General features: G+C 34.1%; 17 protein-coding genes. 1 reads left to right on the forward strand and 16 read right to left on the reverse strand.

Features of this window, described 5'->3' with window-relative positions; all coding sequences use genetic code 11:
• Positions 1–12: 12 nt before the first annotated feature.
• Together B4E95_RS12725 and B4E95_RS12730 are read right to left on the reverse strand one after the other, a co-directional pair.
• Positions 13–786, reverse strand: a complete 774-nt coding sequence (locus B4E95_RS12725) for a type III pantothenate kinase (RefSeq protein WP_280036254.1) — start codon at positions 784–786, stop codon at positions 13–15.
• Positions 786–2,639 carry a M1 family metallopeptidase gene (locus B4E95_RS12730; protein WP_291091844.1) on the reverse strand — a complete coding sequence of 618 codons (1,854 nt, stop codon included), beginning with the start codon at positions 2,637–2,639 and terminating at the stop codon, positions 786–788. The genes B4E95_RS12725 and B4E95_RS12730 overlap by 1 nt, the downstream gene beginning before the upstream one ends.
• Positions 2,640–2,881: 242 nt before the next feature.
• Between B4E95_RS12730 and B4E95_RS12735 the strand changes: the two genes are divergently transcribed.
• Complete coding sequence (locus B4E95_RS12735) at positions 2,882–3,478, forward strand: Cthe_2314 family HEPN domain-containing protein (RefSeq protein ID WP_291091846.1); 597 nt, start codon at positions 2,882–2,884, stop codon at positions 3,476–3,478.
• Positions 3,479–3,576: 98 nt separating this feature from the next.
• Here the strand turns inward: B4E95_RS12735 and B4E95_RS12740 are convergent, their stop codons facing one another.
• Genes B4E95_RS12740 through B4E95_RS12805 form a run of 14 tightly spaced genes read right to left on the reverse strand, consistent with a single transcriptional unit; the run spans position 3,577 to position 16,480 of the window.
• Positions 3,577–4,965 carry an NADH-quinone oxidoreductase subunit N gene (locus B4E95_RS12740; RefSeq protein ID WP_291091848.1) on the reverse strand — a complete coding sequence of 463 codons (1,389 nt, stop codon included), beginning with the start codon at positions 4,963–4,965 and terminating at the stop codon, positions 3,577–3,579.
• A gap of 20 nt (positions 4,966–4,985) precedes the next feature.
• Positions 4,986–6,404 (reverse strand): complex I subunit 4 family protein, encoded by a 1,419-nt coding sequence (locus B4E95_RS12745; protein WP_291091850.1) that lies wholly within the window; start codon positions 6,402–6,404, stop codon positions 4,986–4,988.
• A gap of 7 nt (positions 6,405–6,411) precedes the next feature.
• Positions 6,412–8,304, reverse strand: coding sequence for an NADH-quinone oxidoreductase subunit L (gene nuoL, locus B4E95_RS12750; RefSeq protein WP_291091852.1), 1,893 nt, complete (start codon positions 8,302–8,304; stop codon positions 6,412–6,414).
• 2 nt (positions 8,305–8,306) lie between these two features.
• Positions 8,307–8,633: an NADH-quinone oxidoreductase subunit NuoK gene (gene nuoK / locus B4E95_RS12755; protein ID WP_026357457.1), complete on the reverse strand. Its 327-nt coding sequence runs from the start codon at positions 8,631–8,633 to the stop codon at positions 8,307–8,309.
• 16 nt (positions 8,634–8,649) lie between these two features.
• Positions 8,650–9,168, reverse strand: a complete 519-nt coding sequence (locus B4E95_RS12760; RefSeq protein WP_115002291.1) for an NADH-quinone oxidoreductase subunit J — start codon at positions 9,166–9,168, stop codon at positions 8,650–8,652.
• Positions 9,168–9,668, reverse strand: coding sequence for an NADH-quinone oxidoreductase subunit NuoI (gene nuoI / locus B4E95_RS12765; protein WP_038333352.1), 501 nt, complete (start codon positions 9,666–9,668; stop codon positions 9,168–9,170). The genes B4E95_RS12760 and nuoI overlap by 1 nt, the downstream gene beginning before the upstream one ends.
• Before the next feature lie 22 nt (positions 9,669–9,690).
• Positions 9,691–10,740, reverse strand: a complete 1,050-nt coding sequence (gene nuoH / locus B4E95_RS12770; RefSeq protein WP_038333358.1) for an NADH-quinone oxidoreductase subunit NuoH — start codon at positions 10,738–10,740, stop codon at positions 9,691–9,693.
• 24 nt (positions 10,741–10,764) lie between these two features.
• Complete coding sequence (locus B4E95_RS12775) at positions 10,765–11,847, reverse strand: 2Fe-2S iron-sulfur cluster-binding protein (RefSeq protein WP_038333449.1); 1,083 nt, start codon at positions 11,845–11,847, stop codon at positions 10,765–10,767.
• A 7-nt stretch (positions 11,848–11,854) separates the two neighbouring features.
• Positions 11,855–13,213, reverse strand: a complete 1,359-nt coding sequence (gene nuoF / locus B4E95_RS12780; RefSeq protein ID WP_291091854.1) for an NADH-quinone oxidoreductase subunit NuoF — start codon at positions 13,211–13,213, stop codon at positions 11,855–11,857.
• Positions 13,213–13,704, reverse strand: a complete 492-nt coding sequence (nuoE, locus tag B4E95_RS12785) for a complex I 24 kDa subunit family protein (RefSeq protein WP_038333366.1) — start codon at positions 13,702–13,704, stop codon at positions 13,213–13,215. The genes nuoF and nuoE overlap by 1 nt, the downstream gene beginning before the upstream one ends.
• 15 nt (positions 13,705–13,719) lie before the next feature.
• Positions 13,720–14,961: an NADH-quinone oxidoreductase subunit D gene (locus B4E95_RS12790; protein ID WP_038333370.1), complete on the reverse strand. Its 1,242-nt coding sequence runs from the start codon at positions 14,959–14,961 to the stop codon at positions 13,720–13,722.
• A gap of 2 nt (positions 14,962–14,963) precedes the next feature.
• Positions 14,964–15,503, reverse strand: a complete 540-nt coding sequence (locus tag B4E95_RS12795; protein WP_291091856.1) for an NADH-quinone oxidoreductase subunit C — start codon at positions 15,501–15,503, stop codon at positions 14,964–14,966.
• A gap of 9 nt (positions 15,504–15,512) precedes the next feature.
• On the reverse strand, positions 15,513–16,085 hold the full coding sequence (locus tag B4E95_RS12800; RefSeq protein WP_038333376.1) for an NADH-quinone oxidoreductase subunit B: 573 nt from the start codon (positions 16,083–16,085) through the stop codon (positions 15,513–15,515).
• A 29-nt stretch (positions 16,086–16,114) separates the two neighbouring features.
• Complete coding sequence (locus B4E95_RS12805) at positions 16,115–16,480, reverse strand: NADH-quinone oxidoreductase subunit A (RefSeq protein WP_291050611.1); 366 nt, start codon at positions 16,478–16,480, stop codon at positions 16,115–16,117.
• Between the last annotated feature and the right edge of the window lie 144 nt (positions 16,481–16,624).

The following is a 16,624-nucleotide window of genomic DNA, read 5'->3' on the forward strand; positions in this document are numbered from 1 at the left end:
TCTAAAATAAATTTATTTCTGAAACGAATCTTTATTCAATTCGTATAATATTTTAAGACCTTTTATTGTGTGTAAACGATCATCAATATCAATTTTATCTGTCAACGATTTGTAAACACCGCCAACTCCTCCTGTCGAAATCACATAACATTGTTCTCCTTCTTCGGCATTGATACGATCAATCATTCCTTCGACCATACTCAAAAAGCCATAAACCATTCCTGATTGCATGCAAGATTCTGTATCAGATCCTAAAACAGTTTTAGGCGCTTTCAGTTCTACTGTTGGTAATTGAGCCGTTTCTCCTACCAATGAATTTAAGGCAGTTATAATTCCAGGAGCAATCACTACTCCACCGACATTTGCCGATTCGTCAATCCCTAAAAAAGTTAACGCAGTTCCAAAATCAATGACAATTTTTTTACCTTGATAATTTTGATAATGTGCAGCCACTGCATTCGCATACAAATCTGTTCCCATTTGGTTTGACTTATGCTTGATTGCTGATGGTGTATTACGATCCACAACCATTGGTTTGAACTTGTGAATTTTTTGTAAAGCAATCTTAACACTTGCTGTAAGTGGTGGAACAACCGAACCAATCACAATATCTGTAATATCATATTTCTCAATTCCGAAAGGTTCGTACATGTTCGAGAATTTTGCAAAAAATTCGTATTCGGTACGATAAGGTTTTGAATTGATTGTCCATGTAATAATCTCCGTTTCACTTTTGAAAACCGCGAAACGAAGATTAGTATTTCCAATATTTACTGCTAATAACATTATTTTGTAAATACGTTATTTTTATCATTTACATCTGCCAAACGTTTTGTTGGATCGATGGTAACTTGTTTAACTTCTTTTGAAACTTTAACGTCATATGTTGGTTTTGTCCAGAACCAATCTTCTAAAATCGTTCTTTTAGCACCTTGATATTCCACTAAATTTTCTGCTGGTTTTTCTCCACGCATTTCACGTAAAGGAATGTAAAATAATTCTTTCGAACCATCTGTATATTCAACCAATAAATCTATCGGCATTGCAAAATCTGATTTATTTGCAATTGTGATTGTATTTCCGTTTACAGCTTCTACAGCGTAATCAATTTTGCGTGTTGTATTGATAAATAAGTTGAAGTACCATTTAAGATTAATTCCAGAAACTTCTTCTGCCACACGTTTGAAATCGTTACCAGAAGGATGTTTGAATTTCCATTGTTTATAGAATCCTAAAAATGTTTTGTTCAAATTATCATTCCCAATAATATAACCCAATTGAATTGCTAAAACTTGACCTTTGTAGTAAGCTTCCAAAGAATATGCATAGTTGGTGTTGTAATAATCTGCCAATAAACTTGCAGGTTCTTCTTTTCCTGAAAGTGCTAAACTAATATATCCTTTGTAAGCATCTGGATTTGGATTAGAAGGCATTACTTTTAATTTATCTACCACATTAAGGTGTGCCATTTGCTCTATATATGATGTAAAACCTTCGTCGAACCATTCGTTGTACGTTTCATTGATTCCAAACAATTGTTGGTACCAAGAGTGCGCTGCTTCGTGGAAAATTGTACCGATTAAACTATTTAAATTACTTCCTCCAGCAATTAAAGTTGCAGTACCATATTCCATACCTCCATCACCACCTTGAATAATTGAATACGTTTTCCAAGGATATTCACCAAAATGTTCAGAATTATAATCGAAGAAACCTAATGCATAAGGCATCGCTTGTCTCCACGCAGAAGATTTATCATTGTCTTGATAAACTAAATAAACATCTACGCCATGTTTAGATTTTTCGTGCTCCACAATAAACTCTTTATCTGCAGCCCAAACAAAATCGTGAATATTTTCAGCTTTGAAATTCCAAGCTACTTTACCATTTTTTGCTTTGATTGTCGGATTTTTCACATAACCTTTTACATTATTTGGATTTTGTAATTCTCCTGATGCTCCCACAACATAATCTTTATCGATGTTAATTGTGACATTAAAATTACCAAAAGGAGCAAAAAATTCGCGACCAACATATTCATCTAAATGCCAACCTTCTGGATCGAATTCTGCCATTTTTGGATACCATTGCGCCATAGAAAATTCTACACCATCTTTCGAATTACGTCCAGAACGACGAATTTGTTCAGGAACTTGCGCATTCCAAACCATATCGAAAGTAGAAGTTTGTCCTTCTGCAATTGGTTTTGCTAACGTAACTTCTAAGATTGTTCCATCAACTTTATACGAAACGGCTTTACCGTCTTGCTTAAGAGAAGTCACTTTTTGGTAACCAATTTGATCTGGTTTTAATTCAGAAATACGGCTAACATATTTAGGATTTTCTTTTGTTCCAACATTCGTTGCCATTCTTTTATCAGGATCTGGAATGTTTTGCAAACGATTATCCATCATACTTCCTGGTTGAAAAGCATTAAAATACAAATGAAAATAAACTTTATTCAGGCTTTGTCCCGAATTGTTCGTGTATTTCAATTGCATTTTTCCATCGTATTGATATGCTTTTTCTTTCATATCAACATCAATCTTATAATCTACCTTTTGTTGCCAATATCCTTTGCGTTGCGCAAAAGCAAATTGTACCAAACAAAGGCAAATTAGTAAAGTAAATTTTCTCATTTCTAACTAATCATTAAACTTTAATCTCTCAAAAATACGAAAAAGCTTGAAATGGTTACTGATAATAAAAATATTATGAGCTACATTTAAAACATCTAACTTATAATATATTTTAAATGAATAAAATTTATCTTGAATCAAAATCATTTACTTACCCAGATGAAATCGAAAGAAAGCAATATTCAGAAAAGTAAAAAAAATTCGAAACCATAGAAGTTGAGTATATACATACTTTAATTTCGATGCACAACTATAAGCTAACATTTGAAGAAGCTCAAAATTTAGAAGATATTAATTGGTGGTATAATTGTTTTATTAATAGATTAAATAAACTATCTCAGAGTCATTTATATCTAATCACTCATTATAACAGAAGTAGAAAAAATGAAAATTTATTCATTGATAAATATCTTTTTGAATATTATAATGAAATTTTCTATTACTATTATTATTCTGTAAGAGATATTATTGCTCAACTTATTAACGAAATAGAAGATTTAAAAATAAAGGAAAATGATATCTATATTAATAAATTGATTCCTAAAATTAAAGATAAAAATCTTAGAAAAGATTTTTCAAATTTTTGTACAAAAACTAATGAATCATATAAAGTTATCAGGAATGCTTTTAATCATAGGTTTTCACCAGATATAAATGATAATAGGTCTAAAATAACTGATTTAAAAAAAGATAATGTGTACGAATTTAGTTTTCCTAAATCTAATAAAATATCAAATAAAGAGTTTTATGAGGATACAGAACTTTTAATGAATGAATTACATAAACTAATTACAACATTGAATAGACAAATTCATAAAAGATATTCCTTTATGAAATAATTTGTTAATTAAATATACTAAAAAAAGCTCGTGTCAAGTACTTGACACGAGCTTTTAAATAATAAATAATAAAAAACTATATAATAATCATTCTACAATTACCACATTGGCGTTTGCAAAAACGAAGATAATATTCCTGGAAAAATTCCCATCACAATTAAGATAACCATTCCGATGATTAAAAGGAAATTTGTTAATCCGTCTTGTGTTTTTAATTTGTTTTTCCCTTTTTTGAAATACATATAATTGATGATTTTGAAGTAATAATACATACTCAAAACTGCCATTACCAATGCAATTACTATCAAAAATAGGTTTTTATCGTTTGTTCCTCCAATACTCAATGCCATAAATTTAGCGAAGAAACCTCCTGTTAATGGAATACCTGCTAACGAAATCAAAGAAATTGTCATCGCTGCTGCTAAAACTGGATTTGCTTTCCCTAAACCAATGAAACTTTCAAATTTTGGATTTTTTAATTGATCAATCGTATAAAAAATAATGAAATTCGCAACCGAATAAGCGATCGTATAGAACATCAAAGCCTCTTTAGAAGCTGAATTGATGTTGAACAAAACAAATAACATGAAACCTGCTTGCGCGATTGATGAATAAGCCATCAAACGTTTGACAGATTTTTGAGAAACTGCTCCGAAGTTTCCGATAAATAACGTCAAAATGATGATTGACGCAAATAATAAACGGTAATATTCGGCATATTCTACATTTGTTGGGAATGATTTTAAGACTAAAATAAATCCTAAAAACGATCCTCCTTTGATGATTGTCGACATAAACGATGTAAACACAGTTGGTGTTCCGTCGTAAACGTCTGGTGTCCATGCGTGGAAAGGAGCTGCAGAAACTTTGAAACAAAATGCAAAGATGATTAGACACCATCCTGCGTAATAAATTGTTTCGAAATCTTTGTTATAGTTCACCAATTGATCAACCATAAAAGTTCCTGTTGCGCCATACAAAAATGTTACACCCAACATCAAAATTCCTGTTGAGAAAGCTCCCATCAAGAAATATTTTACAGAAGCCTCTGTACTTTTAAGACTTTCTTTGTTTGTTCCTGCAATAATGTACATTGGAATTGACATTAATTCGATTCCTAAGAACATAATTACCAAGTTGTGGAATTGTGCTAGAACTGCGATTCCAACGAAAGAGAAGAAAATTAAGGCATAATATTCCGCCACATGTTTTCCTACTTTTCCAAACGAATCTTTGTTCAACAATAAGTAAAAAATTGCCAATCCCGCCAATGCGATAAAGAACGAAACGCCGTAAAGCGACTGTCCAATCATGTTATCGAATTTTCCTGCGAACATTGAGCAACCTTTCAAATCGAAAATTCCTCCTACAATCATTCCGAAAAACAGAACAACAGAAAGTATATTTAAGGCACGATTATTTTTGATGTAGAATCCACTAAACATCAAAATAATACCTGAAAGTGCTGATAAAATAATCGTATTCATATCTATTTATTCAAAAATGATTAATGTGCTAATAAATTAAAAATTGGTGTTGGATAAACTCCTAAAATAATCACGATGATTGCGATTACTGATAAAACTGCAATTGGTCCAAAACCTCCTTTTTGAGCATCTTTTTGTTTGATGTTTTTCACTTCTCCAAACAATAATGCGCTTGATAATCTCAACGTATAAACAGCAGATAAAATAACACCTAAACAAGCTACTACACATAAAACTGGATTGTGTGTAAATAATGCTGAAAGCATCATAAACTCTCCAATGAATGAGCTTGTCAATGGTAATGCTACGTTTGCTAAACCGAATATCATGAATAAGATAGATAATGTTGGATCAACTTTTGCTAAACCACCAATCGATTTGATGTCTGTCAAATCATATTTTCTTTCCATAATATCTACACATAACCATAATCCTAAAACAACTAAACCATGTGAAAACATTTGGAAATAAGCTCCTGCTACACCATTTGCTAATTCAGAAAATAATGACACAAAAATTAAAGCTAAGTGAGCAATCGAGCTATATGCAATAATTTTCTTCACATTTTTTGCACTCAAAGCTATTAACGAGGCATAAACTAATCCGAAAATTGCTAAATAAGTAATGTATTTGAACAATTCTGAAATCGTTGGAAACATTCCCAAATACCAAGTAACCACTGCAAATAATCCCATTTTCGCCATCAAAGCTGAAAGTACAACTGTTAATGGAGTTGGTGATGTTTTATAGATTGTTGGTTGCCATGTATGAAATGGAAAGATTGGAATTTTAATCACAAAAGCGATTAAGAATAACAATGCCAACGCTGTGTTTGTTGAATAATGCGGTCCTGTAACTTGTACAACATCTGTTAATAAAAATGATGCTGGTTGTAAGAAAAATCCGATGTAAATAATTCCTCCTAACATAAACATCGATCCTAAAATCGTATATAAGAAGAATGTCATATTTGCGCGAATTTTGTCTTTTCCAATTCCAAATAATCCGATTAAGAAATAAACTGGAATTAAGACAACTTCCCAGAAGAAATAGAATAAAATTAAATCTTCTGCTAAGAAAACTCCGTTTAATCCTGCTAAAGTGATTAACAATAATCCATAGAATGTATTGCTATATTTTTGTTTTGTTGTTGATAAATAAACAAAAAGAGCTAAGTAAGTAAGGTTAGTTAATAGAATCATTAATCCTCCCAAACCTTGAGCATTTAACGCGAAATAAGTTTTAACGCTGTTGAAATTGAACCATTGTGTTTGAAACGTTAACTCGTTGTTTCCACCTTTGCAAGTGATAAACAAGTACAACGCCAACAACGCTCCACCAACGAATGCTCCTAACCATCTTTGTGGTTTTTGACCTTGCATTAATAGCATAAAAACTCCTACTATTAATGGTAAAATGATAAATAAAGATAAAAGCATTACTAACCTATTTTGAAATTAAATACCCCATAAAAAAGATTGCGATACCTGCCACGATTCCTACAACCATTAGCATAATATAGAATCCTACATTTCCGTTTTGTAGCTGACGTACATTTTTTGATGCGCGACCAGAAACAGTTCCAACTCCTAAAACAAAAGCTGCAATTCCTGCTTTTTCTACATATTTTTTCAAGACATCACCCAACTCGAACAATGGTTTTACAATTGCATTGTCATATAACTCGTCGATGTACCATTTGTCTTCAAAGAATTTTGCAATTCCTGTTGCTTCACCATCTACATGGTTTGTGTATTTCTTGATTGCATAATAAATTGCACCAAGTACACAAAGTAATAAAGCTCCCATCATCATCCATTCTGTTGCATGAGAAACATGATGAGCTTCTCCGATTGATACAACTCCACTTAAGAAAGTTTGAAGTTTATGTCCGTCTTGCATAAACAACGCTGGAATTCCGATATAACCTGCAAAAACAGAAAGAACTGCTAAGATGATTAATGGAATTGTCATTGCAGCTGGACTTTCATGCGGATGAGCTTCTTTATCTCTTAAATCTCCTAAGAAAGTCATTGCATATAAACGGAACATATAGAATGCTGTCATCACAGAAACGATAAATCCGATTCCGTAAACAACTGGATTAGAAACAAACATTCCTAATAACATTTCGTCTTTCGAGAAGAAACCTGATAATCCTGGAATACCAGCGATTGCCAAACATCCAATCAAGAAAGTGATATGTGTAATTTTCATGTATTTGCTCAAACCTCCCATTTTGCGCATATCTTGCTCGTGGTGCATTCCGTGAATAACAGAACCTACTCCTAAGAATAATAATGCTTTGAAAAATGCGTGCGTCATTACATGGAAAACTGCTGCGATATACGCTCCAGATCCAATTGCTGCAAACATTAATCCTAATTGAGAAACTGTAGAATAAGCCAATACTTTTTTGATATCATTTTGGCGCATTGCAATAGTTGCAGTAACAAAAGCTGTTGCAATTCCTACGTACTGAATAACTTGTAATGTGATTGGCGCTGCCGAAAATAATTCGTTGCAACGTGTAATCATAAAAATACCTGCCGTTACCATTGTTGCAGCGTGAATAAGTGCTGAAACTGGTGTTGGTCCTGCCATTGCGTCTGGTAACCAAGTGAATAATGGTAATTGAGCCGATTTACCTGTTGCTGCTAAGAATAACAATAATGTGATTCCTGTCAAGACAAAACCTGTAAATGCAGATGGATCAATTGCTAATTGGCTGAATACTTTTACATATTCTAACGTTCCAAATTCTTTGAAAATCCAAAACATCGCCAATAAGAATCCAACATCTCCGATACGGTTCATGATGAAAGCTTTCTTCGCTGCTTTGATATATTCTGGATTTGTAAACCAAAAACCAATTAACAAGAATGAACAAAGTCCTACTCCTTCCCATCCAATAAACATCATTACAAAATTGTTTCCCATTACAAGAATCAACATGAAGAAGATGAATAAATTTAGGTAAGAAAAGAATTTTGCAAATCCTTTGTCTTCGCTCATGTAAGCCGAGCTATACACGTGAATTAAAAATCCAACTCCTGTAATAATTAACAAAAACAAACTCGTTAATGCATCAATTTGAAATGCAAACGGAACTTGTAAAGTTGGAATATTGATAATATCAAATGCCTTAAAAATTAATGGCTGTGCATCTGCTCCTGATGGAACTGACATAAAAACCATGATTGATAAAATGAAACTTGCCAAAACTGCTCCAATTCCAATGAAAGTCACTAAGCTTTTAGAAAGTACATTTCGTCCTAAACCGTTAATCAAAAATCCGATGAATGGAATCAAAGGAATTAACCATATATACTGCTCCATTCTTAACCTTTTAAACGATTTAACACATTAATATCTACCGAGTATACTTTGCGGAACAATAAAATTATCACTGATAATCCTACAGCAACCTCAGCCGCAGCCACAACCATAATAAAGAATACTAAAAGTTGTGCATCTGTTCCTTTTTCTAATGCTGGATTTGCGTGATAGTGCATTTTTGAGAACGCTACTAGCAACAAATTCACAGAATTTAACATCAATTCTATACACATAAAAATGACAATTGCGTTACGACGAATCATTACGCCAGCCATTCCTATTCCGAATAGGATTAATGATAAAGTAATATAATAACTGATTGGTAACATCTTTTACTTTTTATATTTAATCCAATAATTCTTCGTCCTTTTTCGATAACATCACCGCTCCAATCATTGCAGAAATAAACAAAATACTGCTCAACTCGAATGGTAAAACATATTCTGAATACAACAATGATCCTAAGTTATGAATCAATCCTAAATCACCTGTTCCCATTTCTACAGCTGTGTTTGCAGAAGTTTGATTTTGTGAGAAAATACCAATTGTCAAGGCAACAAATAACAAGGAGATTAAACTCGCTGCTAATATTTTTGCTGGTCGACCAAATGATTTCTTTTCACTATTCAAGTTCATCAACATCACCACGAATAAGAACAATACCATAATTGCTCCAGCATAGACAATGACGTTTACAATTGCCAAAAACTGTGCGTTTAGCAATACATAATGTCCGCTGATGCAGAAGAATGTTACGATTAAATATAAAATGGAATGTACAGGGTTTTTACTGAACACCATTAGTAGCGCACTTAACACCGTTAAGCTCGACAAAACATAGAATAAAATGATAGGTAATTCCATTAATTTGTAGCTTTTTTCGGGATTAATAAATCTTCTTTCGAATAGATAAAGTTTTGACGTTTGAAACTTGCTGGAGGAACTGTTTGCGATAAATAAACAGCATCTTTTGGACAAGCTTCTTCACAGAATCCACAGAAAATACAACGTAACATGTTAATTTCATATTTCGCTGCATATTTTTCTTCGCGGTAAAGATTTTCTTCGCCAGGAAGTCTTTCTGCCGCTTCCATTGTAATCGCTTCTGCTGGACAAGCCAAAGCACAAAGTCCACAAGCTGTACAATTTTCGCGATCTTCTTCGTCTCTATTCAAAACGTGTAATCCTCTAAATACAGGACTAAACGGTCTTTGTTTTTCTGGATAACTAATTGTTGCTTTCTTCGAAAAGAAGTGCTTCAATGTAATCATCAACCCTTTTGCGATAGAAATCAAATAGATACTTTCCCAAAAAGTAAGGGGTTTACGTTCTACTTGTTTTACTCTATTTGTAATTGGTTTCATACTTTTAATGATTTTGATGATTCTACTTGTTTAATAATAAAATCACTAAGCCTGTAATTAACATATTGATTAATGCTAAAGGCAATAATTTTTTCCAACCTAAATCCATTAATTGGTCATATCTGAAACGAGGAATCGTCCAACGCACCCACATATAGAAGAAGATGAAGAAACAAGCTTTACCGAATAATGAAAGGAAATTAAGAATTGCCGTTCCATTCACTCCGATAGAGTTTACTAATGTTGCATCGTCTACAAATGGGATATCGTATCCACCAAAATATAAGGTAGAAATTACCACAGAACTGATAAACATGTTGATGTATTCTGCAAATAAGAAGAATCCCATCTTCATCGAAGAATATTCTGAGTGATAACCTCCAATTAACTCATTTTCTGCTTCTGGTAAATCGAACGGAGTACGGTTAGTTTCTGCGAACGAACACACCAAGAAAATAATAAATCCTAATGGTTGTAATAAGATAAACCACGCATGCTCTTGTTGATAATGTACAATATCACTCAATTTTAAAGAACCTGTCATCATCAAAATGGTGATTAACACGATTCCCATTGGTAATTCGTACGAAATAATCTGCGAAGCTGCACGCAAACCTCCCATTAAAGAGTACTTGTTGTTTGATGCCCAAGCACCAATCATAATTCCATAAACACCTAAACTTAATACACCTAAAATGTATAAAAATCCGATGTTAACATCTGCAATTTGAGGAACAACTACACGATCTCCAATCTCGAAAGCTGTCGACCATGGAATAACTGCACCTGTCATACAAGCTACAATCATTGCCAAAGATGGACCTAAGATGAATAAAAATTTATTCGAATCTTTTGGTGTAATTTCCTCTTTCGAGAATAATTTTAAACCATCGGCAAGTGGTTGTAATAAACCAAAAATACCTGCACGGTTTGGTCCGATACGATCTTGTAAGAATGCTGCAACTTTACGCTCAGCCCAAGTAGAGTACATGGCAACAACTAATGCAAAACCAATCATTACGCCTACTAAAGCTAACTTTTCTAATGCATCAGCAATAAATTCTTCTGTCATTTTGTTAATTTTATTTACGAATGATTAATCTTTAAAATCTTTACTTGTTGCTGGTCCATCAATTTTAGATAAATCACGATTTGGTTCATTTACTTCTGAAACCGAGTGAATATCTAATAAAATTTTTGGATCGCGTTTGATCACTTTCGGAAGTGTTTCTTTTGGCTCCACTTTATTCTCAAAGTAATGACCTTGACGAACAACAGAATCTTTAGAAATTTCTGATGGTTTTTCTAACGTCCAATCGTTGATATCTTTTTTATCGAAACGACATGTGTTACAAATCCAATCTTTTACTTCGTTAAATTCATCTTTACGAGCTGTTACACGGAAAACTTCATTTCCACGGAACCACACTTGTGCTTTACCAGAACAAGTCGGGCAATCGCGATGCGCATCAACTGGTTTCAAGAACCAAACACGATTTTTGAAACGGAATGTTTTATCTGTTAATGCACCTACTGGACAAACATCAATAATATTTCCGATGAATTCGTTATCTAAACTTTTGTTGATATGCGTTGAAATTTCAGCGTGATCTCCACGATTCATTACGCCATGCTCACGACAACCTGTGATTTGATCTGCAGTTTTTACACAACGATAACATAAAATGCATCGGTTCATGTTTAACTGAATATTTGGACCTAAATCTTCTTTTGGGAATGTACGACGATCAAATTCGTAACGCGTTGCTTCTGCTCCGTGCTCGTAACTTAAATCTTGTAACTTACATTCTCCTGCCTGATCACACACTGGACAATCTAAAGGGTGATTGATTAATAATAATTCAACAATCCCTTTACGAGCCTCAACTGTACGCTCAGATGTTTTATTGCCTACAACCATTCCGTCCATAACTGTTGTACGACAAGACGGAACCAATTTTGGCATTGGACGAGGATCTGCTTCACTACCTTTTGATACTTCTACCAAACACGTTCTACAGTTTCCTCCTGTATTTTCTAATTTACCGTAGTAACACATCGCTGGAGGTGCTACTTCTTTACCAATCATACGAGCGGCTTGAAGGATCGTTGTTCCCGCAGGTACTTCAATCGTTTCGTTATCGATGGTAACTTTAAATAATGGTGTTTCTTCTGCCATCTTCGTATTAATTTGCGGTTTCTTTAATTTCGATTGGATCAGCATAATGTGCTAAACCAAAATTACGCGTCAAACATTCTTCTGGATTATTAATATGCCATTCGAACTCATCACGGAAGTGACGAATTGCCGCTGCAACTGGCCAAGCCGCTGCATCACCTAATGGGCAAATTGTATTTCCTTCGATTTTACGTTGCACATCCCATAACAATTCGATATCAGACATTTTTCCTTTTCCTTCATCGATTCGTTTCAAGATTTTCTCCATCCAACCAGTTCCTTCGCGACAAGGTGAACATTGACCACATGATTCGTGACGATAGAAACGAGCTAATGTATAGGTATGATAAACAACGTCTTGATCTTCATCTAACACAATAAATCCTCCAGACCCCATCATTGTTCCTGTTTGGAAACCTCCTTCTGATAAACTTTCATAATTCATATAACGAGGTTTACCTTCGGCAGTTTTTAACAATAAGTTTGCTGGTACAATTGGCACAGAACTTCCTCCAGGAATACATGCTTTAAGGCGTTTTCCGTTTGGAATTCCTCCACAATATTCGTCTGAATAGATAAATTCTTCAACCGTGATTGTCATATCAATTTCATAAACACCTGGTTTATTAATATTTCCGCAAGCTGAAATTAATTTAGTTCCTGTAGAACGACCAACTCCAATTTTAGAATATGCTTCTCCTCCAATTTCAATAATTGGAACAATCGCTGCAATTGTTTCTACATTGTTTACAACCGTTGGTCTTCCCCACAATCCTTTAACAGCTGGGAAAGGAGGTTTTAGACGTGGATTTCCACGCTTACCTTCTAACGATTCTAACAATGCCGTTTCTTCACCACAGATGTAAGCTCCACCACCACGTTGAACATAAATTTCTAAATCGAAACCTGTTCCTTGAATGTTTTTACCTAACCAACCTGCAGCTTTTGCTTCATCGATTGCTTCTTTTAAAATTTCTGCAACCCACGCATATTCTCCACGGATATAAATAAATGATGTATTAGAACCTAAACAGAATGATGAAATCAAAACTCCTTCAATTAATAAATGAGGAATATATTCCATCAAGAAACGGTCTTTGAACGTTCCTGGTTCAGATTCGTCCGCGTTTACCACTAAGTGTCTTGGAACACCTTCTGGCTTTGCCAAAAAGCTCCATTTCATTCCAGTTGGAAAACCTGCACCACCACGACCTCTTAAACCAGAAGTTTTTACTTCTTCTAAGATTTCATCAGTTGTCATTTTAAATGCTTTCTCAGCATTTGCATAACCTCCGTTTTCGCGGTAAGCTTGGTAATGACGAATACCTGGAACATCAATATTTTTTAACAGTAATTTTTGTCCCATTATGCTAATTTTTTCAATTCCTCGATTAATTCGTCTACTTTCTCGATCGTTAAATTCTCACGATACGTTTTTCCTAACTGTAACATTGGCGCGTAACCACATGCTCCTAAACATTCGGCTGGTTTTAATGTAAATAAACCATCTGCCGAAGTTCCTCCAGCTTCGATATTTAATTTTGTTTTGATGTGCTCGATAATTTTGTCTGAACCTCTTAACATACAAGGTCCTGTTTGACAAACTTCTAACACAAATTTCCCTACAGGATTTAAGTTAAACATCGAATAAAATGAAGCTACTTCGTAAACTTCAACTGGTAAAATATTCAATACTTCTGCAACATAATCTAAATGAGGTGTGTCTAACCAACCACCGAACTCAGCTTGTGCCACATGAAGCAAAGGAATCAATGCACTTTGTTTTTTATCCTCTGGATAACGTGCAATGATTTTATCTACTTTTTGTTGTGTCTCTTCTGAAAATTGAATTGCCATTTTTAATAATTTTTATTAAGCATCTAATTCACCAGCGATCAAATTCAAACTACTCATTGTAATAATGGCATCTGAAATCATTGATCCTTCGATCAATTCTGGATAAGCTTGATAATAAATGAAACAAGGTCTACGGAAATGTAAACGATATGGCGAACGTCCACCATCAGAAACGAAATAATAACCCAACTCACCATTTGCAGCTTCGATTGAATTATAAATTTCTCCTTTTGGCATATCTACCTCTCCCATAATAATTTTGAAGTGATAGATTAACGCTTCCATTTTTGTGTAAACATCTTTCTTTAGTGGTAAATAGAAGTCTGGAGCATCAGCATGATATTGCGTTGCTTCTTCTCCTTCTAATGCATCAATCTTTGCAATTGCTTGTTTGATGATGCTTAAACTTTGCCACATTTCTTGACCACGAACTAAGAATCTATCGTAGCAATCTCCCGTTGTACCAACTGGAATATCGAATTCGAATTCTTCGTAACGAGAATATGGTTTCGCTACACGAACATCATAATCTACACCTGCTGCACGTAAATTTGGTCCTGTGAAACCATAATTTAATGCACGCTCAGCCGAAATTCCTCCAACTCCTTGTGTACGATCCATAAAAATTCGGTTACGTAAAAATAAGTTTTCAAACTCTGTTAAGACATCTGGAAACTCTCTCACGAAACGATGGATTTTTGTCCAAGCAACCTCAGAAAAATCACGTTCGAAACCACCGATACGACCAATATTTGTTGTTAAACGAGAACCACAAATTTCTTCGTAAATCTCATAAATCAACTCACGATATTTCATCATATAAAGGAATCCTGTAAATGCTCCTGTATCAACACCCATAATCGAGTTACATACGATATGATCTGCCATACGAGCCAATTCCATAATGATAACACGCAAATAAGAAACACGTTTTGGAACTTCAATTCCAACGAATTTCTCAACTGTCATGTGCCAACCTAAGTTATTTAACGGCGCCGAACAATAGTTCAATCGGTCAGTTAAAGGTGTAATTTGGTACAAAGGTTTGCGTTCTGCAATTTTCTCAAAAGCACGATGAATATACCCAACTGTAGGAACCGCAGATTTGATGATTTCACCATCAATCTCTAAAATATTTTGAAATACCCCATGTGTTGCAGGATGCGTAGGTCCTAAGTTTAAGGTAATTGTGCTTTTTTCTAACGAACCATCTGGAAGATCAAGATGCTTTAATTTTTTAGTTTTCTCTTTTCCCATGGTTAATTTGCTTTTACATTAAAACCTCCATAATTGAAATCACCACCTCGACCAAACATATCGTCGTCTTTGTCTTTACGTGTTTGATCCTCTAATGGGAACTCTTTGCGTAATGGATGATAATCCATTTCTGGAACATTCATGACACGAATTAAATTTGGATGTCCTACAAAATCAACTCCATAGAAATCATACGCTTCGCGCTCTAACCAGTTAGCTGTTTCGAATAATTTAGTTGCTGTAAAAATCGAAGGTTTTTCGATTGATAAAGCAAATTTTAATCGAACGTCAACTCCCTCGTATAGATTATAAACTAAATAGGTTACAACCAATTCTTCTCCAACATTATTAGGATAATGAATCGCTGTTAAATCCTTCAAAAATTTGAAAGATAATTGCTCATCATCATATAAATATTGTAAAATCTTTAGATTGAAATCTTTGTTCGCATATAAAGTCAATACACCGAAATGCTCTTCGTATCCGTATATATTTTCTTGAAACTTCTGAACCAAACGGTCTTTTATAAATGAATTGTCCATTATTTCAACTTATTTAATTCCATAACTTGCTAAAAGTTGTTGATATTCTTCGCTACTTCTACGACGAACACTTTCGCTCTCTACCAACTCCTGAATACGCATTACACCATCGATAATTGCTTCTGGACGAGGCGGACAACCTGGCACATAAACGTCGACTGGAATTACTTCATCAATTCCTTGTAAAACCGAATATGTATCAAAAATTCCTCCCGAGCTCGCACAAGCTCCAACAGCAATTACCCAACGAGGTTCTGCCATTTGGATATAAACTTGCTTCAGAACTGGCGCCATTTTTTTAGAAATTGTACCCATTACCATCAACAAATCGCACTGACGAGGCGTAAAAGCCAAACGTTCAGATCCAAAACGTGCCAAATCGTATGTCGAACCCATAGTCGCCATAAACTCAATTCCGCAACAACTTGTCGCAAATGGTAAAGGCCAAATAGAGTTTTTACGCGCTAATCCAACTACTTTTGATAGTTGCATCGCCATAAAACCTTCACCTTCAAAACCTCCTGGAGACTCTACAATCTTCACATTGGTATTGTGTGTTACTGGTCTTTTATTATGAATCATTATACTATTATTTTAGAATTTTAATCGCTCTATTTTTCCCAATTAAGAGCTCCTTTTTTGCGTACATACAAGTACATCACAAAGAATAATCCAACGAATGTTACAACTGCTGCAAAACCTTCCCAACCTAATTCTTTAAAATTCGCTGCATATGGGTAAAAAAAGATTACCTCTACATCGAATAACACGAATAAAATGGCTACTAAGAAGTACTTAATTGCAAATGGCTGTCTTGCATTTCCAACTTTCTCAATCCCAGACTCGAAATTCTCTAATTTTTCGTCTGTCTTTCTCGATGGCCCAAGAAAATGTGTCGCAACGATAGTACCCGCTACAAACGCAAAAGCAACCACAAAAAGAATGAGAATAGGAATATAACTTGATGCTGTTTCCATAACTATTTTTCCAACTAATATTTTATCGATAAAAATAATAATAAAATATCATATTATTTATGTAAATTAGTTTTCAGTAAGTTGTAGTTCTTTATGTGATAAATTATATATTATTTATCTATATCGGAAGTTTGATGATTGAAT

The sequence above is a fragment of the Empedobacter sp. UBA7494 genome (genome assembly GCF_002478465.1).
Taxonomy (GTDB): Bacteria; Bacteroidota; Bacteroidia; order Flavobacteriales; family Weeksellaceae; genus Empedobacter; species Empedobacter falsenii_B.

Coding starts and splice junctions, on each gene's coding strand:
- B4E95_RS12760 (WP_115002291.1), bottom strand. CDS start 9,168: ATGGAATTACCTATCATTTTATTCTATGTTTTGTCGAGCTTAACGGTG.
- nuoL (WP_291091852.1), bottom strand. CDS start 8,304: ATGGAGCAGTATATATGGTTAATTCCTTTGATTCCATTCATCGGATTT.
- B4E95_RS12745 (WP_291091850.1), bottom strand. CDS start 6,404: ATGCTTTTATCTTTATTTATCATTTTACCATTAATAGTAGGAGTTTTT.
- B4E95_RS12730 (WP_291091844.1), bottom strand. CDS start 2,639: ATGAGAAAATTTACTTTACTAATTTGCCTTTGTTTGGTACAATTTGCT.
- B4E95_RS12775 (WP_038333449.1), bottom strand. CDS start 11,847: ATGGCAGAAGAAACACCATTATTTAAAGTTACCATCGATAACGAAACG.
- nuoE (WP_038333366.1), bottom strand. CDS start 13,704: ATGGCAATTCAATTTTCAGAAGAGACACAACAAAAAGTAGATAAAATC.
- B4E95_RS12740 (WP_291091848.1), bottom strand. CDS start 4,965: ATGAATACGATTATTTTATCAGCACTTTCAGGTATTATTTTGATGTTT.
- nuoK (WP_026357457.1), bottom strand. CDS start 8,633: ATGTTACCAATCAGTTATTATATTACTTTATCATTAATCCTATTCGGA.
- B4E95_RS12735 (WP_291091846.1), top strand. CDS start 2,882: ATGCACAACTATAAGCTAACATTTGAAGAAGCTCAAAATTTAGAAGAT.
- nuoH (WP_038333358.1), bottom strand. CDS start 10,740: ATGACAGAAGAATTTATTGCTGATGCATTAGAAAAGTTAGCTTTAGTA.
- B4E95_RS12800 (WP_038333376.1), bottom strand. CDS start 16,085: ATGATTCATAATAAAAGACCAGTAACACACAATACCAATGTGAAGATT.
- B4E95_RS12790 (WP_038333370.1), bottom strand. CDS start 14,961: ATGGGAAAAGAGAAAACTAAAAAATTAAAGCATCTTGATCTTCCAGAT.
- B4E95_RS12725 (WP_280036254.1), bottom strand. CDS start 786: ATGTTATTAGCAGTAAATATTGGAAATACTAATCTTCGTTTCGCGGTT.
- B4E95_RS12805 (WP_291050611.1), bottom strand. CDS start 16,480: ATGGAAACAGCATCAAGTTATATTCCTATTCTCATTCTTTTTGTGGTT.
- nuoF (WP_291091854.1), bottom strand. CDS start 13,213: ATGGGACAAAAATTACTGTTAAAAAATATTGATGTTCCAGGTATTCGT.
- nuoI (WP_038333352.1), bottom strand. CDS start 9,668: ATGAAACCAATTACAAATAGAGTAAAACAAGTAGAACGTAAACCCCTT.
- B4E95_RS12795 (WP_291091856.1), bottom strand. CDS start 15,503: ATGGACAATTCATTTATAAAAGACCGTTTGGTTCAGAAGTTTCAAGAA.